This window comes from Methanobrevibacter smithii ATCC 35061, from assembly GCF_000016525.1.
Taxonomy (GTDB): Archaea; Methanobacteriota; Methanobacteria; order Methanobacteriales; family Methanobacteriaceae; genus Methanocatella; species Methanocatella smithii.
Genome location: NC_009515.1, coordinates 1519421 through 1543849 on the forward strand (window position 1 = coordinate 1519421; position 24429 = coordinate 1543849).

General features: G+C 29.2%; 23 protein-coding genes and 2 pseudogenes. 13 read left to right on the top strand and 12 right to left on the bottom strand.

Going from position 1 to position 24429, the window contains the following annotated elements; all coding sequences use genetic code 11:
• Positions 1-118 precede the first annotated feature (118 nt).
• Genes hypE through MSM_RS07510 form a run of 3 tightly spaced genes read left to right on the top strand, consistent with a single transcriptional unit; the run spans position 119 to position 2230 of the window.
• Positions 119-1138 (top strand): hydrogenase expression/formation protein HypE, encoded by a 1020-nt coding sequence (gene hypE / locus MSM_RS07500; RefSeq protein WP_004033379.1) that lies wholly within the window; start codon positions 119-121, stop codon positions 1136-1138.
• 12 nt (positions 1139-1150) lie between these two features.
• Entirely contained in the window at positions 1151-1555 is a 405-nt protein-coding gene (locus tag MSM_RS07505) for an RDD family protein (protein WP_004033380.1), read from the top strand.
• 33 nt (positions 1556-1588) lie between these two features.
• Positions 1589-2230, top strand: coding sequence for a hypothetical protein (locus tag MSM_RS07510; protein ID WP_011954544.1), 642 nt, complete (start codon positions 1589-1591; stop codon positions 2228-2230).
• Between the two features lie 19 nt (positions 2231-2249).
• On the opposite strand, the gene MSM_RS07515 is transcribed toward MSM_RS07510, so the two are convergent.
• Both MSM_RS07515 and MSM_RS07520 read right to left on the bottom strand, forming a co-directional pair.
• Positions 2250-2657: a thermonuclease family protein gene (locus tag MSM_RS07515; RefSeq protein WP_019262832.1), complete on the bottom strand. Its 408-nt coding sequence runs from the start codon at positions 2655-2657 to the stop codon at positions 2250-2252.
• A 119-nt stretch (positions 2658-2776) separates the two neighbouring features.
• Positions 2777-3460: a CRISPR-associated protein Cas4 gene (locus MSM_RS07520; protein ID WP_011954545.1), complete on the bottom strand. Its 684-nt coding sequence runs from the start codon at positions 3458-3460 to the stop codon at positions 2777-2779.
• Between the two features lie 107 nt (positions 3461-3567).
• On the opposite strand from MSM_RS07520, the gene MSM_RS07525 reads away from it, so the two are divergent.
• Entirely contained in the window at positions 3568-4902 is a 1335-nt protein-coding gene (locus MSM_RS07525; RefSeq protein ID WP_048058642.1) for an SPASM domain-containing protein, read from the top strand.
• Positions 4903-4959: 57 nt separating this feature from the next.
• Complete coding sequence (locus tag MSM_RS07530) at positions 4960-6249, top strand: DEAD/DEAH box helicase (RefSeq protein WP_004033385.1); 1290 nt, start codon at positions 4960-4962, stop codon at positions 6247-6249.
• On the opposite strand, the gene MSM_RS07535 is transcribed toward MSM_RS07530, so the two are convergent.
• The 7 genes from MSM_RS07535 to MSM_RS09225 form a co-directional block, all read right to left on the bottom strand.
• Positions 6250-7053 carry a DUF7839 domain-containing protein gene (locus MSM_RS07535; protein ID WP_011954547.1) on the bottom strand — a complete coding sequence of 268 codons (804 nt, stop codon included), beginning with the start codon at positions 7051-7053 and terminating at the stop codon, positions 6250-6252.
• Positions 7054-7109: 56 nt separating this feature from the next.
• On the bottom strand, positions 7110-8531 hold the full coding sequence (locus tag MSM_RS07540) for a single-stranded-DNA-specific exonuclease RecJ (RefSeq protein ID WP_011954548.1): 1422 nt from the start codon (positions 8529-8531) through the stop codon (positions 7110-7112).
• Complete coding sequence (locus MSM_RS07545; RefSeq protein WP_004033388.1) at positions 8528-8797, bottom strand: signal recognition particle subunit SRP19/SEC65 family protein; 270 nt, start codon at positions 8795-8797, stop codon at positions 8528-8530. The genes MSM_RS07540 and MSM_RS07545 overlap by 4 nt, the downstream gene beginning before the upstream one ends.
• A gap of 18 nt (positions 8798-8815) precedes the next feature.
• A complete protein-coding gene (gene glf, locus MSM_RS07550) occupies positions 8816-9910 on the bottom strand; it encodes a UDP-galactopyranose mutase (protein WP_004035348.1) in 1095 nt (364 codons plus the stop codon).
• A gap of 6 nt (positions 9911-9916) precedes the next feature.
• Positions 9917-11020, bottom strand: coding sequence for a glycosyltransferase family 2 protein (locus MSM_RS07555; RefSeq protein WP_011954549.1), 1104 nt, complete (start codon positions 11018-11020; stop codon positions 9917-9919).
• The gene (locus MSM_RS07560) at positions 11010-11783 is read right to left on the bottom strand and encodes a uroporphyrinogen-III synthase (protein ID WP_004033391.1); all 774 of its coding nucleotides are present in this window, start codon (positions 11781-11783) and stop codon (positions 11010-11012) included. Before MSM_RS07560 ends, MSM_RS07555 begins: the two co-directional genes overlap by 11 nt.
• Before the next feature lie 426 nt (positions 11784-12209).
• On the bottom strand, positions 12210-12359 hold the full coding sequence (locus tag MSM_RS09225; RefSeq protein WP_004033392.1) for a hypothetical protein: 150 nt from the start codon (positions 12357-12359) through the stop codon (positions 12210-12212).
• Between the two features lie 361 nt (positions 12360-12720).
• On the opposite strand from MSM_RS09225, the gene MSM_RS07565 reads away from it, so the two are divergent.
• The 3 genes from MSM_RS07565 to MSM_RS07575 all read left to right on the top strand — a co-directional run bounded on the left by MSM_RS07565 (position 12721) and on the right by MSM_RS07575 (position 14483).
• Positions 12721-13743: a glycosyltransferase family 2 protein gene (locus tag MSM_RS07565; protein ID WP_011954551.1), complete on the top strand. Its 1023-nt coding sequence runs from the start codon at positions 12721-12723 to the stop codon at positions 13741-13743.
• A gap of 130 nt (positions 13744-13873) precedes the next feature.
• Positions 13874-14083, top strand: a complete 210-nt coding sequence (locus MSM_RS07570; RefSeq protein WP_011954552.1) for a hypothetical protein — start codon at positions 13874-13876, stop codon at positions 14081-14083.
• Between the two features lie 13 nt (positions 14084-14096).
• Positions 14097-14483, top strand: a complete 387-nt coding sequence (locus MSM_RS07575; protein ID WP_048058694.1) for a hypothetical protein — start codon at positions 14097-14099, stop codon at positions 14481-14483.
• 16 nt (positions 14484-14499) lie between these two features.
• On the opposite strand, the pseudogene MSM_RS07580 reads toward MSM_RS07575, so the two are convergent.
• Positions 14500-15219: pseudogene (locus MSM_RS07580) on the bottom strand (class I SAM-dependent methyltransferase).
• A 180-nt stretch (positions 15220-15399) separates the two neighbouring features.
• Here MSM_RS07580 and MSM_RS07585 point away from each other — a divergent pair.
• The 3 genes from MSM_RS07585 to MSM_RS07595 are packed head-to-tail and all read left to right on the top strand — an operon-like array spanning position 15400 to position 18890.
• The gene (locus MSM_RS07585; protein ID WP_011954556.1) at positions 15400-16440 is read left to right on the top strand and encodes a LicD family protein; all 1041 of its coding nucleotides are present in this window, start codon (positions 15400-15402) and stop codon (positions 16438-16440) included.
• A gap of 57 nt (positions 16441-16497) precedes the next feature.
• On the top strand, positions 16498-17574 hold the full coding sequence (locus tag MSM_RS07590) for a pyridoxal-phosphate-dependent aminotransferase family protein (protein ID WP_011954557.1): 1077 nt from the start codon (positions 16498-16500) through the stop codon (positions 17572-17574).
• A complete protein-coding gene (locus MSM_RS07595; protein WP_011954558.1) occupies positions 17574-18890 on the top strand; it encodes a Gfo/Idh/MocA family oxidoreductase in 1317 nt (438 codons plus the stop codon). The genes MSM_RS07590 and MSM_RS07595 overlap by 1 nt, the downstream gene beginning before the upstream one ends.
• Positions 18891-18895: 5 nt before the next feature.
• On the opposite strand, the gene MSM_RS07600 is transcribed toward MSM_RS07595, so the two are convergent.
• Positions 18896-19762, bottom strand: a complete 867-nt coding sequence (locus MSM_RS07600) for a LicD family protein (RefSeq protein ID WP_011954559.1) — start codon at positions 19760-19762, stop codon at positions 18896-18898.
• A 133-nt stretch (positions 19763-19895) separates the two neighbouring features.
• On the opposite strand from MSM_RS07600, the gene MSM_RS07605 reads away from it, so the two are divergent.
• Together MSM_RS07605 and MSM_RS07610 are read left to right on the top strand one after the other, a co-directional pair.
• Positions 19896-21719, top strand: coding sequence for an aminotransferase class I/II-fold pyridoxal phosphate-dependent enzyme (locus tag MSM_RS07605; protein ID WP_048058643.1), 1824 nt, complete (start codon positions 19896-19898; stop codon positions 21717-21719).
• Between the two features lie 111 nt (positions 21720-21830).
• Positions 21831-22778, top strand: coding sequence for an ornithine cyclodeaminase (locus MSM_RS07610; protein ID WP_011954561.1), 948 nt, complete (start codon positions 21831-21833; stop codon positions 22776-22778).
• A gap of 145 nt (positions 22779-22923) precedes the next feature.
• Here the strand turns inward: MSM_RS07610 and MSM_RS09090 are convergent.
• Positions 22924-24108 (bottom strand): annotated as a pseudogene (locus tag MSM_RS09090) (ISNCY-like element ISM1 family transposase).
• Positions 24109-24429: the final 321 nt, after the last annotated feature.

The following is a 24429-nucleotide window of genomic DNA, read 5'->3' on the forward strand; positions in this document are numbered from 1 at the left end:
TTCAATATTTTAACTGGCATAATATTTCAAAAATATATTTGTAATATAACAACTATAATTAAATAGTTGATATTACAGACAATATAACTATAACTTTAATTATTTTTTAGGAGATAAAATGTCAGAAGATAAAATTAGTATGAATCATGGTGCTGGTGGAGAAGTAATGGCTAATTTAATCTCCAGTGCTGTTTTGGATAATATCACTAAAAAAAGTGTTAATGGTGGTATTAGCTTAGACGCTTTAGATGATGGTGCAACTATTCCAATAGGTGACTATGAGATTGTTGTAACTACTGATGGCCATACTATCGACCCGTTATTCTTCCCTGGTGGAGATATTGGTAGGATTTCCGCAGCAGGAACTATTAATGATGTTTCTGTTATGGGTGCTAAACCGCTAGCTATTTCTAATGCGATTATTATGCAAGAGGGTTTCCCTATTGCTGATTTGGACAGGATAATGAAATCCTTAAATGAAACTTGTGAAGAAGTTGATGTTGCTGTTATTACTGGTGATACCAAGGTAATGGAGCAGGGTAAGATTGACGGTATTGTAATGGTAACAACTGGTATTGGAATAGCTAAAAAAGGAGAAATTATTCGCGATTCTACTTTGGAAGTTGGTGATAAAATAATTGTCACAGGTTCTTTAGGTGATCATGGAATGAGTCTCATGTCTTTTAGGGAAGGTTTCGGTTTTGAAACTGATTTGAAATCTGATACTGCTCCGATGTGGAATGTTGTTAAAAAAGCACTTGATGTAGGGGGAGTTACTGCTATGAAAGACCCTACTCGTGGTGGTTTTGCAAATGCAATTAATGAAATGGCTTCAAAATCTGGAAAAGGTGTTTTACTTCATCAGGAAGCAATTCCAATTAAAAAAGAAGTTCATGCAGTTTCTGAAATGTTAGGTATTGATCCCTTTGAAGTGGCTAACGAAGGAAAAGTCGTTATGGGTGTTAAAGCTGATAAGGCTGAAGAAGTTCTTGAAGCAATTAAAACTGAAGAATATGGAAAAGATGCAGCTATTATTGGTGAAGTTATTGAAGGAGATTATGTTGTTGTTGAAACTCCAATTGGTGGGGAAAGAATACTTGAAGCTCCAATAGCTGATCCTGTTCCAAGAGTATGTTAATTAGGTGATATTATGGCAAGTTTATTTACAAAAAGGATTGCAGCATATCTTGCTGATTTTTTTGTAGTTTCAGCATTTATGTGGATTGTATCTTTTGTATTGTACCTTCTGGCAAATCCTTACAGTATGAATTCGCTTTATTCATATTTCCCGTATGTAGTGCCTGTTTTGATAATGGTTTATTTTGTTGTATGTGAAAAGTATAAGGGGGCTACTGTCGGTAAGGCTTTATTATATTTGCAGGTCAGGTCAAACAACGGAGAATATGTTTCATGGCAGCAGGCTATTGTCCGTAATTTAACTAAAATATATTGGTTCCCAATAATATTTGATTGGGCAATTGGTAAAATATTAGGTAAAAATGATAGAATTTTAAATTCAATTACTAAAACAAGGGTTTTTGATGAATTAAGATAAAACTCTTTTACTTTTCTTTTTTTGGTGTTTTTTATGATTAATCGGGTGCAGGTTTTATGGTATTTAAATAAAGATGATCTGGAAAATTATTGCTTGGACTTCAAACCTTATAAATCCCACAAGCTTGAAGGATATGAAATTTGTGATGTGGATGAAGACCTGATTTTTGATTTATGTGATAGGGATCCTGACAGATTGCAGCCTGTTGATTATTTTAAAAACAGAACAGAAGTTGAGAATTATCTGACTGATTATATTACAAATGAGGAATATGAATTGGCTGCGGATTCTGTTGAACTTAAGGATAAAATTAATAAAGCTATTGAAACTGTTGAGTTTTCAGATGAAGGCTATTATATCAGTGTCGGCTCCGGTGATGTAGGAGGCAGTGAAAATAAGATTGTTCATTGGTATGAAGCTCTTAAAAAAGAGTATAACAGTTCTTCAAAGGATAATATGTGGGTTTTAATGGTTACTGGTTATGACCCTTATGATTTAAAACCGAGCGGTAAAGTTTTAACCTATGTACTGGCTGATATTTTAAATTTACATGAATCTTATTTTGATGATATTATTCCTGATAAAGGTCTTTTGGAAATTTCCGAGTGGAATGATATTTTAGATGAAGTTTACAAGAAAAATAAATTGTATTTGGGCCTTTACAGGGCAGTTTAAAAAAATAAAAAGTGAGAAATTATACAGTGCCTTTAGCGAACTCGCTTGGAGGTATGTACATAATTTCTGCAAGGTTTTCATTTAATAATTCTCTGTTTATATCCAAATTTTCAGTATAAACAATAGCTAATGTTCTGTTGTATTTGTCGTAGTGTTTTTTATCATCAATGTCTAAGTAAACTGTTTTTCCAAGGCATTTTTCTTTAACATAGTCTTTTGCTTCGTGGTATCCTGGTTCTCCTCTTTCAGGAGTGTTTACCTGTACAAATCTGATTTTTCCAATACCTTCTACCCAGATTGTATCTCCGTCTACGACTTTGTAACATTTCCCGCTAGCTTCATAGTGTACGCTTCGTACTTCATGAGTTTTAGAATCCTCAATATTAAGTGTTCCTTGTGAAGGTGCAGCTGCCACTTCATTATCCATGAAATTCACAGCAGTTGAAACTGCAAGTACTCCAACAAATAATATTAGCAATATTAATGAGATGTTTCTAGATTTCATTGTTTTTTATATGGTATTTTAACTTAAATAAATGTTGTGTTTTAATCGTGTATACAGTAGCTTTGGAATCTGCAGCTTTTGCATTTGTTGGGATTTTTTGTTTTTATAAATGGTTTTTCTCCTTTGAACAATCCGTCCATTCTGTCAATCAGGAATTTAATTGATTTTTGAGCATCTTCGTCAAATTCTTCACTCCAGAATATGTTGTCAGTTCCTCTTTGTCTTAGGGCACCTACAATTTTTCTTTTGTCATTAATCATATTTTTAAATGCAAGACAATATGCTCTGACCTGGTTTATTGTTGAGCCGTATGCTTGGTTTCCGGGTTTGTCATCAATTATTACAAATTCATCAGGAGTCATCCATATTTCATCTATAAATCCTCTGATTCCATATTCCGGCGAAATTACAAACATTTCTCTGGTTACTGTTTTTTCAGTTTTTGAAAATTCAAGTACTTCGTCAAAGGTTGCAGGTGTTGCACTTTCCTGAAACTTCTCTTCCAGCTGGTTGTGCACTTTGGTTCCTGTAGTCATGGCCGGGGTTTCTCCTACTTTTACTCCCTGGAAGTACTGCAGATATAGCTGATACTCACAATATCCCTGTTGATTTAACCAGCTAATGGGGAAATTGTTTTTACCTTCTATAATTTGGACACCTTTAATATTTGGATGGTATTTAATGTCCAGATTTTTGTTTAAATCAGTGATAATTTTGTTTTCCATATGCAGTATTTTGTTGTTTTTAAAATATAATTCTTTAGTTAAATTTAAATATTATTATAACTTAATTTTATCTTGATTAATGAAATTTACATTTTGGAGAGATGAAATTGAGTTTTACCAAAAATAATGATGTTGACAGTGAAGACATTGCAAATAAAGTACAGACTTTTGAAAATATAGTAGGTAGTTCTCTTGTTCAAAAATTAATCAAAGCAGCAACTGTAAAATGTAAAAAGTGTGGAAAAAATCGTTTGGAAGTTGCAATTGATTATTATTTAGGTAAAAGGTCAGATATCTGTTTAAAATGTAGATTGCTTGTTCCTGTAATTAAAACAGTTGTCGGAAACAGCATCAGTATTTTTGGGATGTCAGAAAAAGAATTGATTGATTTGATGCAGGATTCATACTGGACTAAAGGACTGGTCAGTGTAATAAAAGGGCTTGGAGAAACAGGAATTGAAAAGCCGTTTGTTCCTGCAGCACCTCTTCAGGTTCAGTGGGATTTAACAGACAGTGAACTGTGCTTTGAGCAGATACATGATGAAATAGATAAATTAGCTGATTTTGGAGTTGCACACATTACATTTATCGGAGAAGTTGATTCAACATTCATTAAACATGCAGATGATGTTGGAATGTATCCCTGCTTAACAGGCAATGGATTTAATCTGGAAAAAATTGATAAATATGTTGATGCAGGAGTTAAATTTGTAGACATTTCTCTGGAAAGCGTTAATCCCCAAACTCATAATGAAAAATTGGGAATTGATAATTTATGGGAAAATGCAGTTGAATCCATTAAAAAGTACAATGAAAAGGATGTTTATGTGGAGGTTTCAACAGAAGTGACTCAGGATAATCTTTTGGAAATTCCTCAAATAATCGAGCTTTTAAAGCAGTTAGGTGTCGGATGGTATAAACTGGATGTTGTCAATGGAGATTTGACTGATAATCAGAGACTGGAACTATTTAAGCTAATTTATATGGAAAATATTAACGGGGATATGCAGATACTAACCAATGATCCTCAGTTGGGGGATGTTGCCTCAACAATCATGTGCAATGGAATGAATATGATTCCAACTCATTTTTTTAATTTGGACTATGACAAACAAGCAATGAAAGAACTTGGAAATTATATTGGAAGCTGCGGAGCTGGAAGATTTTACATGGCAATAGATGGAAAAGGGAATATTTATCCATGCGAATATTTCCGTGATTTGAAAATAGCCAATATCCGTGATGATTTGGACACTATGTGGCTAAATAATGATATCTTATTGAAGCTTAGAAATAGAAGCCTTTTAAAAGGAAAGTGCGGATGCTGTGAATCCAAATATATATGTGGGGGATGTCGTAAAAGAGCATTTGCGGAAAATAATGATTATTTGGCTGAAGATAAGAACTGTTTAAAAGATATTAAGGAAAATCTTTTGGATTAAACAATTTTTATTTAATCAATATATTATAAATAGTTAGTTTAACAAATACTAACTGTAATGAGTGATATAACATTTGATGATTTTGAAATTTTAGCAGAAATTAAAAAATCAATAAAAGAAATGGGTTTTGAAGAGCCAAGTCCAATACAAGAATTAACTATTCCTGAGGCTCTTAAAGGAATTGATATAATAGGACAAGCACAAACAGGTACTGGAAAGACCCTGGCATTTACTGTTCCTTTGCTTCAAAAGATTTTTATTCCTGATAATTCTCCCCAGGCTATTGTTTTATGCCCTACAAGGGAGTTATGTATTCAGGTAGCTGGTGAAATTGGTAAAATAGGTTCACACATGAAAAAACTTAAAATTTTGCCGGTTTATGGTGGTCAGCCTATTGGAAGACAAATTAGAGTATTAAATAAAGGTGTTCATGTAGTTATCGGAACTCCAGGTCGTGTTTTGGATCATATTGAACGTAAAACTTTAGACTTAAAAGGAATTTCAACTGTAGTATTGGATGAAGCAGATGAAATGTTGGATATGGGTTTCAGAGAGGATATTGAAAAAATATTAAGACACACTCCAAAGCAAAGGCAAACACTGCTTTTCTCAGCTACAATGCCTAAGGAAATTAAAAGAATTACTAAATTCTATCAGAAAAAGCCTAAACATTTAAAGGTAGCTCAAAGCCAGATGACTGTTCCGGAAATAACTCAGTACTATTTTGAAACAAAGGAAAAAGACAAACTTGAAAATTTAACTCGTTTGATTGATGTTTATGATGTTAATTTAGGTTTGGTATTTTGTAACACTAAAAAAAGAGTTGACTGGGTTGCTAAAAACTTGAGAAACAGAGGATATGCAGCTGAGGGAATTCATGGAGACATGAATCAGAAATCCCGTGATAAGGTTATGAACAAATTCCGTAACGGAAATATTGAAATTCTGATAGCTACTGATGTTGCTGCACGTGGAATCGATGTACCTAATGTTGAAGTGGTTGTTAACTATGATGTTCCTCAAAATCCTGAATACTATGTTCATAGAATCGGAAGGACAGGCAGGGCAGGTAATATGGGGTATGCATTTACCTTTGTTGCAGGTAAAGAAATCTATAGTTTAAGAACCATTAAAAAAGTAACCAAATCCAAAATCAAACAAAGAAAAATTCCGTCATATAAGGAAATGGAATCTATTAAAAATACTCAGCTAATGAACAGCGTTAAAAACTCTATTGAAAAGGATAATTTGGAAAAATACGTAAAATTAGTTGAAGGAGCTATGGAAGAAGATTTTGATTCTGTAGACATAGCTGCTGCATTATTAAAAATGGTTAAGGAAAATTAATTATTTTCCACCATCAATAATATCGAATTTTATTTTTTGTTCTTCAAGTTCACGGGTAAAAGCTTTGGTCATATCTCCGACACATAATGCCAAAACGTTTAATCCTTTACGGGCAGCATTAGCTGTAGCTTGAGGAGCGGCATATTCAATGGTAACCGGGAGATTTAACATATTGGCTACTGCTCTGGAAACAGTTCCTGCAATAGCTACTCTGTCTATTTTTTTACCTGTAGTTGTTCCCTGTTCATAAACACTTTTAATTAATTCCAGGTTAACTTTATCGGATCCACCTTCTTTAATGGTAGGCAAATTAATAACAACAGCTTCTCCAATGGTCATGTCGATTAAACCGGTAAGATTACTTAATGCCACATCACAGCCTTTTGCAGCATCTCCTAAAACAACACCAGTTGCATCTTCTTCTTTTTTATGAGCATATAAAACACCAGAGTCCATATAAAGACCAACAATTTCATCTTTTTTAAGATCTTCTTTTGCAATAGCCGGCCAAACAGTTTTATAATGATTCATGGTTTCCAAAACAGAATCAGAGTATTTTCTAAGAGAAATAGCATCTCTTTTAACTTTGTCAATACCTTTTTGAGTAATTTTATATGGTGATCTGCCATCTTTAGATGTTATATACTCTTGTTCAATAAGTGTCTTAATATTTTCTGAAACAGCCTGAATGGTGATACCTAAAGTTTCAGCCAAATCCTTTTGTTTGAGATGTGGGTTTTGCTTTGAGATTTCACTTAAAATTTGAAAATGTGTTAAGGCACCTCTTTTTTTAAATGCTTTCATTTTTTTTCATTCCTCAATTTTTTTCAATGATAATTAATTTTGATTTAATGTTATATTTAATTTGCTATTTTTCCTTGTAATTTTCTATTAAATTTATCAAGGAATTCTGATTTTTTTTCATTTGGAATGTAAGCACCGCAAGCTATTGCATGGCCTCCTCCGGTACCTCCAACTTCTTTTGCGATTTCACGCATCATGTTACCGAAATGAATTCCGTCATAGGCAAGGAGTTTGGAGCATCTAAGTGAGACTTTGATTTGGTTATTTTTAGGTTTGCTAAATCCTAAAATAGGTTTTTTCCAATTACAGTAACCTAAAACCCTACCTGTTATTGTACCGATGATATTGGAAGCTATGTCTTCATCAAAGTCACTGCAGTCAAAATATTGAAAATTGTCAAGTTCAATAATTTCGGAATGATAATTGTCTGCAACTTTGCTGATGGAAGTGGCCAGATTATACTTGTGTGTTTTGCTGACTTCTTCTAAGGCATCAAGAGCAACAAGTCGGTCTCCTTTAATAATATCTACTCCAATAGCTTCTTTTCGGTTTCTGCCGCAGGCATTCATAGCTGTTGAAAACTCAGAACCGTCTCTTAAAAAGCTTCCTTCCTCTTCATTTAAAAAAGTGTATGCATCTCCCACAATCAATTTTGGAACATATTTGAGGTATTTTGGAGGAACTCTTTTGGAAATCATTCTGCTTAAAAATTTTTTGATTTCCATTTTATCCTCTTCAGTTACCTCAGATAATGTTTTTCTGTTGTGTTTTTCATCAACTCCCAATTCTTCCAAAACAACTTTAGCTTCCTGCTGATTGTTAGTTATCGGTAACTTGACATCACTGAAATAGGATAGTGCAACATATAGCGGTCTGGTACTGCGTCCGTAGATGTTCAAATCATTTTTAGTCACTTTTAGAAGACCTTCATTAATTGCATCTTCCTGGATAATTTCATTTAATCCTTCGAAATGTCCTGTTTTATTGTTTTGCATATCTCCGATAGCTGACAGAACACCGATCCAGCTTAAATCCTTAAAGCCAAATGTTTTAGCTAAAAAATAACATAATCCTCCACCGCAGACATAATATGATCCGTCAATACCGTAGAACATTGGATTGATTTCTAAATAAGTATATGCTTTGTCATTTTTATAGTTGATGTCTCTTAATGGCGGGTGGTGGTCTAAAATTAAGATTTTCTGGTCGTCTTTTGCATTTTTGTCAACTCCCTGACCTGAACCCAAATCTGAAAAAATTGTCAGTTTATGGTCTAAATCTAGGTCTTCTATTTCATCAAGATTGACAAATTCAATTTCATAATCCTTGTTTAAACGGTCCAATATTATAGATAGGATTGCACCGGAGCAGATTCCGTCGCAGTCAGTGTGTGTATAAATTTTAATGTCATTGCTGGATTCAATTAACTCTTTGGCTTCAAGAAACTGCTCCTGCATTCCGCATGGTATTTCCATCATTGTTTTATTTCCTGTAGTTTTAAACTAATTTCCTTTAAAAGCTCTAATTTAGGTTTGTCACTTTCAACTAAGATACGTCCTGATTTTTCATACCATTTGCCAGGATATGACCTTTCTTTTTGAGTGCTGTAAGGTAAATTAAGTCTTTTTAGAGCTTTTTCAATATCCTGTAATTTTGGTTCTTCTACAGCTATTTCTTTTGATACCTTTCTGCCCTCATTTAAAGAGAGGTTTTTATCCAAGTACTGTGGCCATACTGTAATCATATTAATTCACCTTCAAATTTAATGATTCTTTTTTATTTGTGTTTCAAATATTTCTAAAGCGTTTTTAACAACTAAATCCATATTGTAGTATTTGTATTGAGCTAGACGTCCTGCAAATATTACATTTTCCTCATTATCCATTTCTTTTTTGTATTGCTGGAATTTGTCAAGGTATTCTTGGGTAGGATATGGGTAGCATAATTCTCCGTTGAATCCAGGATATTCCTTCATAATTGCAGTTTTGCCTTCAACATCCTGCATTGTTAATTTTTTAAACTCTGTAATACGTGTAAAGTATGGATGATTTGGATAATTAACAACACCAACTTCCTGATAGGAATCTTCGTCTAAAACTTCATATACAAAGTTCAGACATCTGTATAATAATTCCCCGTATTTGTAATTGTAGAAATAGTCAATAGGTCCTGTGTAGATTAATGTATCATATTCTATGTCTTTTAAATAATCCTTATAGTCAGTATTCAGAACCACCTTGATTTTATCATTGTCAATCATTTTTTCACACATTTTGGTAAATCCCTCTTTCGGCATTCCCTGATATGTGTCTTCAAAGTATCTTGTGTCGTGATTGAACCTGAAGGGGATTCTTGAAATTACTGAAGGGTCAAGATTGGCTGCTGAAGTTCCCCACTGTTTTTGAGTGTAGTTTTTAAAAAGCTTATTGTAAATGTCACGACCTGCATTTTTTAAAACAACATCTTCACTTGATTTGATTTCATCAATATCTTCTTTATGCTCTTCAATCCATTTTTTCATAGATTCTTCATCTAAATCAAGACCATATAAAGCATTTAAAGTATCAATACAAATAGGCATAGGTACTAATTTTCCACCTACATTACTTAAAACGTGATGTTCATAGTCTAACCATTCAGTAAATTCGGACAGGTATTCGTAAACGATTTTTTCATTGGTATGGAAGATATGAGGTCCGTATTTTTGTATTAAAATGCCGTCTTCATAGAAATCATAAATATTTCCTCCGATATGATTTCTTTTTTCAATAATCAGAACTTCTTCATTAAGCTGGTTAGCTATTCTTTCAGCGATTGTTAAACCGGAAAGGCCAGCTCCAACAATTACATATTTCATTAATATTTACTCCTTGTGTATTTTAATTGCAGATTCAATAGCTGTTGTCATGGAAGATAATAACATTTTGGTTTTCAGATCGCTTTTATGAATCCTTTTAAGTTTTTCCACTTTGCTTAACAGTAATTTGTTTTCACTTTTGGTAAACGGTGAATTTTTCCATGTATGCATCCAGTAAATTAAGTGAGGGTTAACTGAAATTGTTTGAATATCTTTGGAAAACCTTTCAGTACACTGTCTGGCATAAATATAGGAGTCCATTAAATCACTGAGGAATCTGACATTTACATTATTGGTAATGGACTTGTCATCAGGCAAATCACGTACATAATAGTCATAGCACATGAAATTATTCAAATATACAATTCCGTCAGCTTTAAGGAGAGTTTCTAAGGTAAATGCTAAATCGTCCCCGGAAACAAATGGCTGATAACGGATATTTTTATCCATAATTAGTTCTCTTTTAAATATTTTACTCCATACAGAAGGCGCCATTTTCAATAAATCAGGTTCTTCCTTTATGCTTTTGACATGGATAACATCAACGGGACTGTTTCTTTCATATTTTCCCTGAATCTTTTTACCGTATAGTGCATGTTCCAGAATGTGGTCCCAAACATAATCAGGAACATTTAAAGGATTTGCTGTTTCAAATGTTTCATCAGGATATGCACTTTTTAAATCATCCAAATAAGGGGAATATGATTTTTGAATAGTTTCACCATAAGTATAGATTCTTCTGAATCTTCCAAAAGCCATATCTGCATCATACTTGGTTACTGCATTGTATAATACTTCACAGGCATCTAATGTGTATCTGTCATCTGGATCTAAAAACATAATGTAATCGCCGCTGCACTCTTCAATACCTCTGTTACGGGGACCATTGGCTGCACCGGTATTTTTTTCCAGGTGGATGGCTTTGCAGCAGTCGTATTTCTCATCATATTCATCAATAATCTTTCCACTTTCATCAGTAGAACAGTCGTCTACCATAATGATTTCTAAATTTTCATTTCCTATTGTTTGGTTGATTAAAGAATCAATTCCTCCTCTTAAATGAGGGCCGACATTAAAAATAGGTAGAATAATACTTATTTTATCTTCCATGTGAATTTCTCCAGGTTTTGAATAATAACTCCATCATATCACGAACAGTGTAAGTATCAGGATATATATAATTAATATTGTACTGGTCTAAAATTTTACCGGTAATGGGACCAATACAGACAGTTAATAAATTATTGGAAAGTAAATCAGCTAATTTTTCTTTGTTTTTAGATATTTTAAAGAAATTAGTAACAGTTAAAGGACTGGTAAAAGTAATTGCGTCAATTTCATTATTTTCTATTTTAGCTATCAAATCATTGATTTTATCTTCATCCATTGGGAATAATGATTTGTAAGCTTCAGCAACTATAACTTTATTGTTAAGTTTTTCTAAGCCTTCAGGCAGAACAGGTCTTGCAGAAGCAGTTCTTGGAATTCCAATGGTCTGATTTGTAATATTTCTTTTTTCAAATTCCTCTAAAAGACCTTCTGCTGTAAAATCTTCAGGTATTAAATCAACTTTAACGCCTTGTTCGCCGGCTATTTTTCCGGTTTTATTTCCAATTACAGCTACTTTGCAATCTAAATTTTTTAAAAAATCAGGATAAAAAAGATTTAGGGAAGTAATTGTAGTTGGAGAGGTAAAAACAATCCAATCCAGCAAATCTTTATTAGCTATTAAATTCTTTAAAGATTCGCTATTTACCGGTTTTAAATCTAAAGTAGGAGCTAGAACATATTGACCTCCTAACTCTTCAACAATCTTGCAGGCTGCTTTAGATCTGTCAGCAGGCCTTGTAATTGCAACAATGGGTCTTGACATTTAATTTACTCCAAATAATTTAATAATATTATAATTTTTGATTTTATTAGTTAATATTATTTATGTATTATTTGTTGTTAATAATTAAAAATTACAAAATAGTAAAGTGAATTGCTACAAAGTAGTAAAGTAAACTGCTAGAAAAAATTCATAGATTAGTCTATTGCTGTAGTAACATGGGGTTTAACTTCAAAATTGTTAATAAATGTTTTAAACACTTTGAAAACTTATGCATAATTGTCGTTTTATGTTTAGAATTGAGAAAATATATATGTATCAGATTTATATCAATAGATGCATACAATCATGAAAAAACAATAAATTTTAATACTAAAAATTTATTCGAAGTTTTACAATACTCTAAAAACAAGAATAAACTAACATTACTCATGTATCGGGATTTATGCCAAAAATAATTAAAAAAAATTATCTTTTAAATTCAATTTGTTCAAAAGTTTTTTTTGCTCTTTTTAAAGCTTTAATTTCCTCTTCAGTTGAAGGAATATTTAATTTTTGAATAAATCTATCTGCATCATCACCTGTTAATGTTGGAGTTGGTTCTACTTTAGTTGCCATAATTAAATCTCCTTATGATATTTTTAATAAATATTATATAGATTATTATTTTAGATAAACTATTTTCTAAGTTTTTAAAAGAATCTTTTAATAAGAATTCATTAAGATCATTATCACCACAATCAAACTGTATTGTTGATAAAATTTGTTTATTTGCTTTTATCATCTTTAATTTACTTCAATTAATTCTATTCATAATTGTATTATTAAGTTAGTAATTTATAATTTTTTTCTTTACAATTAAATCAATATTTCGTAATTACTACAATAATTGGAAGTTTTTATCTATTTTTTTCATTGATTATAATAAAATTAATAAGATACAAAAATTAATAATAAATTATAAAGATGGGGACTGGCTATGTACAAAATATCTATGATTATACCTGTTTATAATGCGGAAAAATACCTGAAAAGAACAATAAATTCAATTATTAATCAGAGTATAGGTTTTGAAAATATTGAACTTATTTTGGTAGATGATAATTCTCAGGATAACTCAAAAAGCATTATAGAAGAATATGTAGCTAAATATGATAATGTAATTGGCATTTACTCTAATGAAAACCACGGATTTCCTGGATTTGGAAGAAATAAGGGTATTGAAATAGCCAGCGCTCAGTATATCATGTTTTCAGACAATGATGATGAACATGACAAAGATTTATGTCTGAAATTGTACGAAGCCATTGTTTCAGAAGATGCTGACATTGCTTCCTGTGATAAAGTTAAAAGAGATAATATTAAGGATATTCCAGTATCTGAAAAGTATGTTGGCGGAAAGTTAAGTTCCAATGGGAATATTATAGTCTCAAATGATGATCTGGCATATTTTGAAGATATAACTATCTGGAATAAGATTTTTAAAAAAGAAATCATTGCAGATAATAATATAAGATTTGTAGAAAACATGCTGGCTGAAGACTTGCTTTTTTGTCTGGAAGTATTTTTCAACTCATCTAAATTACTTTATTTGGAAAAATATTACGGATACTTTTGGGATATGCATGAAGAATCATTATCTCATGAATGCAGTCCGAAACATGTGGAAAACTTACTTAATTCAATTCCTGAAATGTTTAAAATTTTAGGTAAGTATAATAAAAAAGATTTAGCTAGTTTTTATTTTAAATTCTACTTACGTAATTTGCTCAGATTTTTCATTGATGTAAATACAACTGAAAGTAATTTGAAATCAATGATTAAAAAGTTGTATAATTATGAAAAAGAAGCTGGATTTGGATGCAAGGCTAATGAAGGATGGGCAAATATAATTAACTTTTTTATAGTTCACAGATTCTTTAATTTAGCTATTTTAATTATTAAGATTATGAAAGCTTCAAAGGGATCTGCTTTTTTAAGAAAGATTTTCAGATCTGTTTAATTGTTCATGTTGGATATTGTGCTAAATAAGGAATATTGTTTTTATTTTGAATAATTGAAGTGATGTGCAACATTAATTTTTTATATTAACATTTTTAATATATTTATTGTTCATTATAAGGAGGTAATAAATGATAAATTTTAATATTGAAGATGTTCAAAATATTTTAAGAAAGTGTAATGTTAATGATTTGGTGGTTCATCCACACATTTTAGATAATTGGTTTGAACGAGATTATAATTTAAATTATGTTGCAAATTGTTTAGTTAATGAAGTGCCTTTAAGTATTTCAAAAACTTGTGAAAATCGTTTTAAACTTATTTATCCACATGAAAAATAAAAATGATGAGTTTATGGATTTAAGTAAAAAAGCGATTGTTATAGTTTGTTTGGTTATAGCTGTTTTATGCGGAGGAATTATTGCAGCTACATTATTCAGTGAACCTGAAAGTATTGATGAGGTAAATATTACAAATAATAACACAACTGAAGCTGACAATTATGTTGCTGAAAGCAGTGATGGGGCCAAAACAGAAAAATCATACGGATACTGTGCAGTTTGTGGAAAAGCCCTTTCAGCTAGTGAAGCTAATAATGAGTACACTCAGGGAAAAGTATGTCACAGCTGTGCAAACAACCCTCCAGGAGGACCTGATTATGCCAATCAGAAACTAAAAGAGGCATATCCTGATGAATATTATTGGTTAGAAACAGGTTATGAGGATAGCTACGGGGAGTAGCTATTTATACTTATAATTAATTTACAGATTTAATTAAAAAGTATTTATATCCAGTTTCAGTGAAATTTTTTAATTCATCAAATATTTCACCAGTTTCAATGGTTATATTTCCATCAATTCCTTTTATAAAGTCTAAAAATTCATCATCAGTTCTGTAAATTGCATTATAATCAGCTTCCAGATTTTCAGAAAAGAAATCCTTTAAAGTAAGTCTGGTTTCTAAAAATGAAAGAGTTTCTCTTATGTAAATTGTTTTATTGGAAGCACATAAGCTATTTAAATCTTTAATCATTTTTTTAATAGTATCATCATTAAAATAGATTAATACCCCAGTAATTATAACGATATCAAAAGGAGCACTAACTAGTAAATCTGCAGTATCTAATTGGGAAGCAGATAAAACCTGGAAATGGCAGTTATCATAATTATAATTTTCCTTAGCTATTTCAATTAGATCTTCAGAATAATCAATACCTAAATAACTGTCGCACTTGTCATGGAAAACTTCAGCCCATCTGCCAATTCAGCAGCCAATTTCTAAAATTTTTTTATTTTCAAAATCAATTTTATTTAATAGTAATTCACTTTCTTCTTTGTGACGTTTTTCAACATTTTCTTTGTCTGAAAATTCAGTTTTAACAAGCAGTGCTTCTTCATCTTTTTTAGCCCGATTATTGAAAAATTTTTTAATTTTCTCAGAGTCTACTTCTTCAATGTTTCCATAAATTCTACTCATGTTGACCACTTAATATTGAATTAGTTCAAATACTTTAAATATTTTTAGTTTATCAGCTTTAAAAATTAAAGTTTAATTATACATTTTTTAAAATTTTGATATTAATAAATTATTTATATTTATATTGACATAGTGTTAATTTAATTAGTGTGTTTTTCAATAAACATTGGATCGATTTTTATGGATTTTGAAAAAATTTATGCAAAGTTGCCTGATTCTATTAAATATAATAATTATATTCTAGATTTCTTTTTAAAGATTCCTAAAAAGTTACAAAATTTAAATAAAAAATCTAATCAGTTAAATTCACAAAATCAGTTATTGGATTTATTGTTTACTAGTTGTGATATAAAAATAAAAGGTAATTTGAGAAATGTTCAGTTATTGTATATTGAATTGCTTCGTTTTGTAGATAATGTCTGTAAAAAGCATGATATTGATTATTGGCTTGAAGGAGGCACATTAATTGGCGCAGTTCGTCATGGCGGTTTTATTCCATGGGATGATGACATAGATTTGTCTATTATGAGAAAAGACTATGAAAAACTAATTAAAGTTCTTCCAGAAGAAATTTCTAAATATGAATACTTCAAAGAAAACTGTGGTTTGTCTTTGCTAATTGAAAATCAAAAAAACTATTTTGAAGGATTTAGAAGTGTTTATGATGTTGATGATGAAAATGGTTTTTTAGATGATAATAAATTTTCATTTTTACAAATTGCCTGGCTAAAACCTTATGTTAAGATTGATCTATTTCCGAAAGATTACCTTTTAGAAGAAAAGTTGGAATCTTTCAAAAAAGATTATGTATCAACTAAATATAAGTTTAATCAGGATGTTAAAAATGGTAAAAAAGTTTTTTGGAACGAATTTAATGTAGTAAAAAAAGAATTGGGGTTAGTTAATACTAAGACAAAGTATTTTGCAGATTCAATTGATGTTTTACAGTTAACTTCTGATTTAATTTATGAAACTGATAAAATATTTCCATTGAAAACAATAAAATTTGAGGGATATGAATTTAAATGTCCTAAAGATATTGAACATACATTGGAAGTTCAATTTGGTAAGAATTTCATGCATATTCCAAATGTTATTGAAAATCATAGTTTAGTTCCATTTATAGAACATCAATTTAGTTCATTTGAGGAAATGGATAAATCATTTTCAAAATCTATTAGTTATTTAAAAGAAATTAATGATAATTTTGATTTTGAATAAATGAAGTTATTTTGAGTTTTATTAATAATGTTAATTTAATATTTAATAGGTGATATTGTGTTGAATTTTGCTTTAGGTCCAGTTATGAGTAGTGATTTAGTTTTAAAAATTGGAAGTGAACAAACTCCTTATTTTAGAACTCCTGAATTTTCCAAAATCACTCTTGAGAATGAAAAATTAATGAAAGAAATGCTTTTTGCAGATGAAGATTCCAAAGTCATATTTTTAACGGGATCTGGAACTTCTGGTATGGAAGCTACTGTAATGAATGTTTTTACAGAAAATGATAAAGTATTGATTGTCAATGGTGGAGGATTTGGTCAAAGATTTGTAGATTTATGTAAACTCCATAATATTGACTGTGATGATATTAAAATAGATTTTGGATCATGTCTTACTTCTCAAATGTTAGAGGAGTATGATAATAAGGGATATACTGCATTTATGGTTAATATTTGTGAAACAAGTTCTGGAGTTCATTATGACATTGATTTAATAAGTGATTTCTGTAGAAGGAATAATCTATTTTTAGTTGTCGATGCCGTTAGTTCTTTTTTAGCTGATTATATTAATATGAGCGAGCACGGAGTGGATGTTGTAATAACTGGTTCTCAAAAAGCATTGGCATGCCCTCCTGGAATTGCTATTATAACTTTATCCGGACGTGCTGTGGATAGGGTGAACAATAATTCATGTAAATCAATGTATTTTGATTTAAAAGATATGTTGTTAAATGCTAAGAGAGGTCAAACACCATATACTCCAGCTATTACTATTTTGTTACAGATTAATGCGAGATTGAATCAAATTAAAAATGATGGTGGAGTTAAAGTTGAAATTGAGCGAACTACAAATTTGGCTAATGATTTTAGAAATAAAATTAAAGAATTTCCATTTGAAGTTAGATGTAAATGTTTATCTAATGCAGTTACTACAGTTCACTCTAAAGAAATTCTTGATGTAAATCTTGTTGAAATATTAAAAAATGAATATGATATATGGGTTAGTACAGCAAGGGATGATTTATCAAAAGACATGATTTTTAGAGTTGGACATATGGGTGATTTATCTACTGAAGATAATGATACCTTGATTGATGCACTTAGAGATATTCAAAAAAGAGGATTATTCTAATGATTAAAGTTATAACATATGGTACATATGATTTATTTCATTATGGTCATCAAAGATTACTGGAAAGGGCAAAAGCACTTGGAGACTATCTGATTGTAGGGGTTACTGCTGATGACTTTGATAAAAACAGGGGAAAAATCAATGTACAGCAGTCATTAATGGAAAGGATAGAGTCAGTAAGAGCAACAGGGCTGGCTGATGAAATCATTATAGAAGAATATGAAGGTCAAAAGATAGATGATATCAAAAGATATGATATTGATATTTTTACTGTAGGATCTGATTGGGTTGGTGAATTTGATTATCTTAGAGAGTACTGTGATGTTGTTTATTTGGAGAGAACTGAAGGAGTTTCAAGTACTGATATACGATCCAAAGATAGGCAGGTTACATTAGGTTTAGTTGGTGAAGGTTTAGTTTTAAACAAATTTTACAATGAAAGCCAATATGTTAACGGATTGACTGTTGGAGGAATATGTTCAGGTGATGAAAACCAACTTAAAGACTTTGATGATGATTTAATTTTGACTCAGGACTTTGATGAATTACTAAATAATGTTGATGCAATATTTATTGTATCTCATCCATCAAAACATTACAAACAAGCAAAAAAGGCACTTGAAAATGGAGTCCATGTTTTATGTGAATCGCCAATTGCTCTTAAAGAAGAGGAACTCTGTGAATTATTCAAACTGGCTAAAAAGAATAATCTGATTTTAATGGATTCAATTAAAACAGCATATTCAACTGCTTATAACAGATTGTTGTTACTGGCTAAAAAAGGAAAAATTGGAGATGTAATATCAGTTGATGCAACATGTACCAGTTTAGCAGATGGGTCTGGTGATGACTGGAACAGTATAACTGCATGGGGTCCAACAGCTTTATTGCCGGTTTTCCAATTGCTTGGAACTGACTATAAAGATAAAAACATTAATTCTCTTTTGTTAGACAGTGCAGAGAATTTTGATTTGTTTACAAAAATAGATTTCACATATCCAAATGCAGTAGCTTCTATAAAAGTTGGAAAAGGAGTTAAATCTGAAGGGGAATTAATAATCTCTGGAACAAAAGGATATATTTATGTTCCTGCTCCGTGGTGGAAAACAGACTATTTTGAAATACGTTTTGAAAATCAAAATGAAAATAAGAAATATTTCTATCAGTTAGATGGTGAAGGAATAAGATATGAACTTGTAGCATTTATAAAATCAATTGAATTAAATAAAACAGGTTCATATATTGATATTAATATTTCTAAAGAAATATCTTCAGTAATGGAAGATTTTAATAATAATAAATTTAATAATTTATGATGAACTTATTCATAAGGTCCAAAATCGACAGTATTATAAATATGATTGTATCTTTCATTTTCTGGGGGCAATTCCATATAATTTTTATCATATAATAAAGTTAAATATGTGTCATAATCATTTGGAACATTAATTTCAATATTTTCAAATTTGACTTTTTTAGCAGGTCTTAATGAAGATTTAGGTATTATTCTTGGGGTATTGTAAGTTGTACTAAGATTGCATACGCAGTCACATTTTTCATTAAGATATTTATCCACAAAGTTGGTTCCATATTTTTTTATTTTTTGAAAATTTATTCTAAATAATTTAAAAATAATTTTAATAACTTTTCCAATTCTTTCTTTATTTTTAGATATGTATGCTTCACTGTTTGTTATTTCATAAATCCAAATTAATTTTCTTAAAAGTTTCCATTTAAATAAGAATTTTTTTCTTTTATTTGTATCATCAGGGATGTTGTCTAATACGAATATATCTAAACTTAAACCTAGGGTAAAATCAGTATTATTGTCATAATATTCTTCAGTTTTTGTTCCTTTTAAGTTCCATTGTGAATAAAGTCTACAGTAACCTTTTTTATTTCTAGGACTTAATAATTCATATTTATCTTGAGGTGATTTCTCCAATATGTCCAATAATTTTTCGTACTGATCCCTTAATAGAATTAAATCAACATCATCATCCCAAGGAATAAATCCATTATGTCTTATAGCTCCAATTAGTGTACCTGAATCTGCAAAGTATTCTATATCATTTTCTTCACATATTTTAATAAAATCAGTTAACATCATTAAATTTAAATCTTGAACGTGTTTTAAGATTTGGGGGTCATATTTATTGAATTTTTCAGGTATTTTTATAATCGCCATTGTTTCCCTCTAATTATTAATTTTAATTTATATATAATTAATTACATAAATATTATGGTATTTAATTAATGGATTTAAAATTGATTATTTATTTTATAAAATTATTAACATAATATTCATGGGGATAGTAGTAATGCAAGCAATTATTTTAGCAGCAGGAATGGGAAAACGTTTAAAAGAGTTAACAAATGATGTTACTAAATGTATGGTTAAAATAAATGATGTTACTATGATTGAAAGAATGTTATCACAATTAGATAACTTAAATTTAAATAAAATTATTATAGTAATTGGATATAAAGGAAATAAATTAAAAGATTTCATTAAAACATTAAATGTTAATACTCCGATTGATTTTGTTGAAAATAAAATTTATGATAAAACAAATAATATTTATTCTCTTTTTTTAGCTAAAGATTATTTATTAAATGAAGATTCTTTAATTTTAGAGTCAGATTTAATTTTTGAAAATGGAATATTAGAAGATTTGGTTAATGACCCATATCCTAATTTAGCATTAGTAGCTAAATTTGAAAGTTGGATGGATGGAACAGTTGTTACAATTGATAATCAAAATAATATTATGAATTTTTTATCTAAAAATCAATTTTCATTTGAAAATATTCCTAATTATTATAAAACAGTTAATATTTATAAGTTTAGCAAAGATTTTTCAAATCATTATTATGTCCCCTTTTTGGAAGCATATATTCAGGCTTTAGGTACTAATGAATATTATGAACAAGTTTTAAAAGTAATTAGTAATTTAGATGAATCTCACATTAAAGTTAAAAAACTTGTTAATAAAAATTGGTATGAAATAGATGATATTCAAGATTTGAATATTGCAGAATCAATTTTTGCGTCAGATGATGAAAAATTATCTAATTTTAACTCTAGATATGGAGGATATTGGAGATATCCACATATGCTTGATTTTTGTTATTTAGTGAATCCATATTTCCCTCCACAATCTTTAATCGATGAATTAAAATCTAATTTTGAGATTTTACTTGAAAGTTATCCTTCAGGAATTGAAATTAATAGTTTACTTGCTGCTAAATATTTTGGTGTTCATCAAAATCAAATCTGTGTAGGTAATGGTGCTTCAGAATTAATTAAATCATTAATTGAAAAAGTTTCTAATCCAAATGATAATTTAGGAATTGTAATTCCAACATTTGAGGAATATTCTCACAGAAAAAATCCAGATAATATTATTGCATTTACACCAACTAATAATAATTTTAAATATGGTGTTAATGACCTTATCTCATTTTTTTCAGATAAAAACATTGGAATGTTAATTTTAATAAATCCAGATAATCCTTCAGGTAATTATATTTGTAAAAATGATGTTTTAAGATTGGCAAAATGGGCGGATAATAATGATATTACTTTAATCGTTGATGAATCCTTTGTTGATTTTGAAGATATAGAAGAAAATCCTTCGTTTTTAAATCAAGAAATTTTAACTAATTATCCTAATTTAATCATTGTTAAAAGTATTTCAAAATCATTTGGGGTTCCAGGTTTAAGATTAGGTATTTTGGCATCAAATAATTTAAAATTAGTGGATTATATTAAAAAAGATGTAGCTATTTGGAATATTAACTCATTTGGAGAGTTTTATTTACAGATATTTGAAAAATATAAATCAGATTATGAAAATGGAATTGTTAAATTTAAACGGAGTAGGGACAAGTTAGAAAAAGAATTAAATTCTATTAAAAATTTACGGGTAATTCCATCTCAAGCTAATTATTTTATGTGTGAAGTTTTTGGAGAAATTAACAGTAGTAAACTATCTGAAATACTATTGAATGAGTATGATATTTTAATAAAAGATTTATCTTCTAAAATTGGATGTGATGGTAAATCTTATATTAGATTAGCAGTTCATGATGAAAAAGATAATTCTGTTTTAATTAATGCATTAAAAGAAATTTTAGGTTGAAGATATTGACAACTTTTTAATAGTTTTAAAAGAAGCATTAAAAAGTAATAATGTCACAATTCCAGTTCAATATTAAGTTATATTAAATTTAAAGATTTTAGAGGTGTTTAAATGAAAATAATAACATTTGAAGATATTAAAAAATTAAATATGTCTCCATTAGATTGTTATGAATGGGCAAAGGAAGTAGTTCAAAATAAAAATACTACATTGCTGCCTCCTAAAATTAGTATGAAACCAGATATTGATGGTGTTTTTTATAATATTATGCCGTCAGTTATTCCAACACTTAATAGGGCAGGAGTTAAAATTGTAACAAGATATCCTAAAAGAAAACCAAGTTTAGATAGTAATTTGTTATTGTATGATTTAACAGATGGATCTACATTAGCATTGATGGATGCAAATTTCATCACTGCTGTAAGAACTGGTGCAGTTGCAGCTCTTTCAATAAAATTATTAGCTACTGATGATTTTAAAGAGATAGGAATAATTGGGCTTGGAAATACAGCAAGAGCAACATTAAAAATTTTACTTGCTTTGTTTCCTGAAAGAAATTTTAAAATAAAATTATTAAAATACAAAAATCAGCATCAACTTTTCAAAGAAGATTTTAATCAATTTAACAATATTGATTTCTGTTATGAAGATAATGCTGATGAGGTAGTTAAAAATAGTGATGTAATAATTTCGGCAGTTACCACAATTAAAGAAGATGTTTGTTCTGATGACTGCTTTAAAGAAGGTTGTTTAGTTGTACCTATACATACTTTAGGCTTTACAAATTGTGATTTATTTTTTGATAAAGTATTTGTTGATGACATAGGCCATGTAAAACATTTTAAATATTTTGATAAATTCAAAGAATGTCATGAAGTCACAGATATTTTAACTGGTGAATCTAAAGGTAGAACAAACGATAAACAAAGAATTATTGCATATAATATTGGTATTTCCATACATGATATTTATTTTGCAAGTAAAATCTATGAAATGGCTGAAACTACTGAAGAAATAGATTTAAAAGCTCCTAGTGAAAAGTTTTGGTTTGATTTTTAGTATTTATATAATATTATTGGGAATAATCTGTTTTTTCTACAAATTCTTTTTTTTAAAACAAAACAGGATTTTTCAGACTTTTTTTAGCTTTCAGTTGATAAAGTATAGAAATCTTCAATTAAAGAGTCTGTAAAATTTTATAGGTTTATTTGATTTTAATGTGTTTTTTAGTCCAATTTTGCATTTGATAGTCTAAAAATGTTGGAATTCCATTTTTGGTTTTGTATATTTTCTTTATTTTTTCTGGATTGGTTTGTCTGTAGTAATTTTCAATTTTATTTGATGTTTTTTCTTTATTTTCATCATCAAGATGTTCTATGTATATGTGGAAGTGATTTATGATGTGTTTTATTATGAAATCTTTTAAAACAACTGGTATGGCTGTATATTTTTGTAAATATTGTTTAAATTGTTCTATTGCTTCTTTTTTTGAGTTTTATCTGAAACAGTTTTTTAATTCTTGTGTATTTTCGTAAAATATGGTATATTTGTTTTTATATTAATCTTGTTTCTTCTACAATATACTTTTAATTTATGATTCATTGTTTAAAACAAATGAAATATGCACAATTGATGTTTTACTCCTATTTTCATCTGCTACATTACGATACATTGGGAATAAATCGGTTGTTAGGCAAATGAATGGTTTATTTTCTGTTGAATCTAAGATAAATTTTTTCGTATTTTTTGGTATTCTGCGACATATTATTCGTTCTGAGACGGGAATATTGAGTATTGCATCAAATAAAGTTAATCTATAGTGTCTAGTTCTATTAAGTCTTAAAAATTGCTCATCATACAAATAATAACTGGAATATTCAAATTTTTTTTTTATTGTTGATTGTTTTTTCGTGATTTTTGTTGGAATCAGTTCTTGTTTGATGATATATTTTGATTCTAAGGAATATTTCAAAGTATTTACTTATTTTTACGAAGTGATTGATATCCTATTTTTATTATTCCTGAAATTTTATCCATTATTTCTTGTAAGAATTGTTTATTTTTACCAATTAATGGATTATTGTATATTCCAAATTTTTTCCCACATTTTTGCATTGATATTGTTGTTCTTTGAATTCTGTTGTTTTTTTATTGTGCCTTTTTTGATTATTTTATGGCTTCCACAAACTGGATAAATATGATTATCATATTTAAAAGTATTATTTTCATCTAAAAATAGTTTATGATTAGTATTTTCAAAATTAGGTGTTTTATTCAATCTTTTTGAAATGATTTTTTCTGGATTAATTTTTTCATCAGAAAAATCATAAAGTTTAAGTTGTATGAAGCCTATATTACTATTGAGGACAGATTTGTTTTGTTTGGTTATAAAACATTATTTGTACTCACTTATTAAAGTAATTTACTATTTTTAAATCATTTATATTAAAATTGAAGAAAAGTTAGAGTGAAATTTCATCTGTATAAAAATTCAAAATCAAATAAACCTATAAAATTTTACGGACTCAAAAAAATTAAAGAAATAAATAAAGATATAAAACCAAATAACTGTTAAAATTTATTAAATAGGTGTTTAAATACTCAAAAATTGTGTTAAATAAATATTCAAGCGATTTTTCAAAGCATAATTTTACACAACTAGCATTATTCACACTTTTAGTCATGAAATTCTACACACGAATCACACATG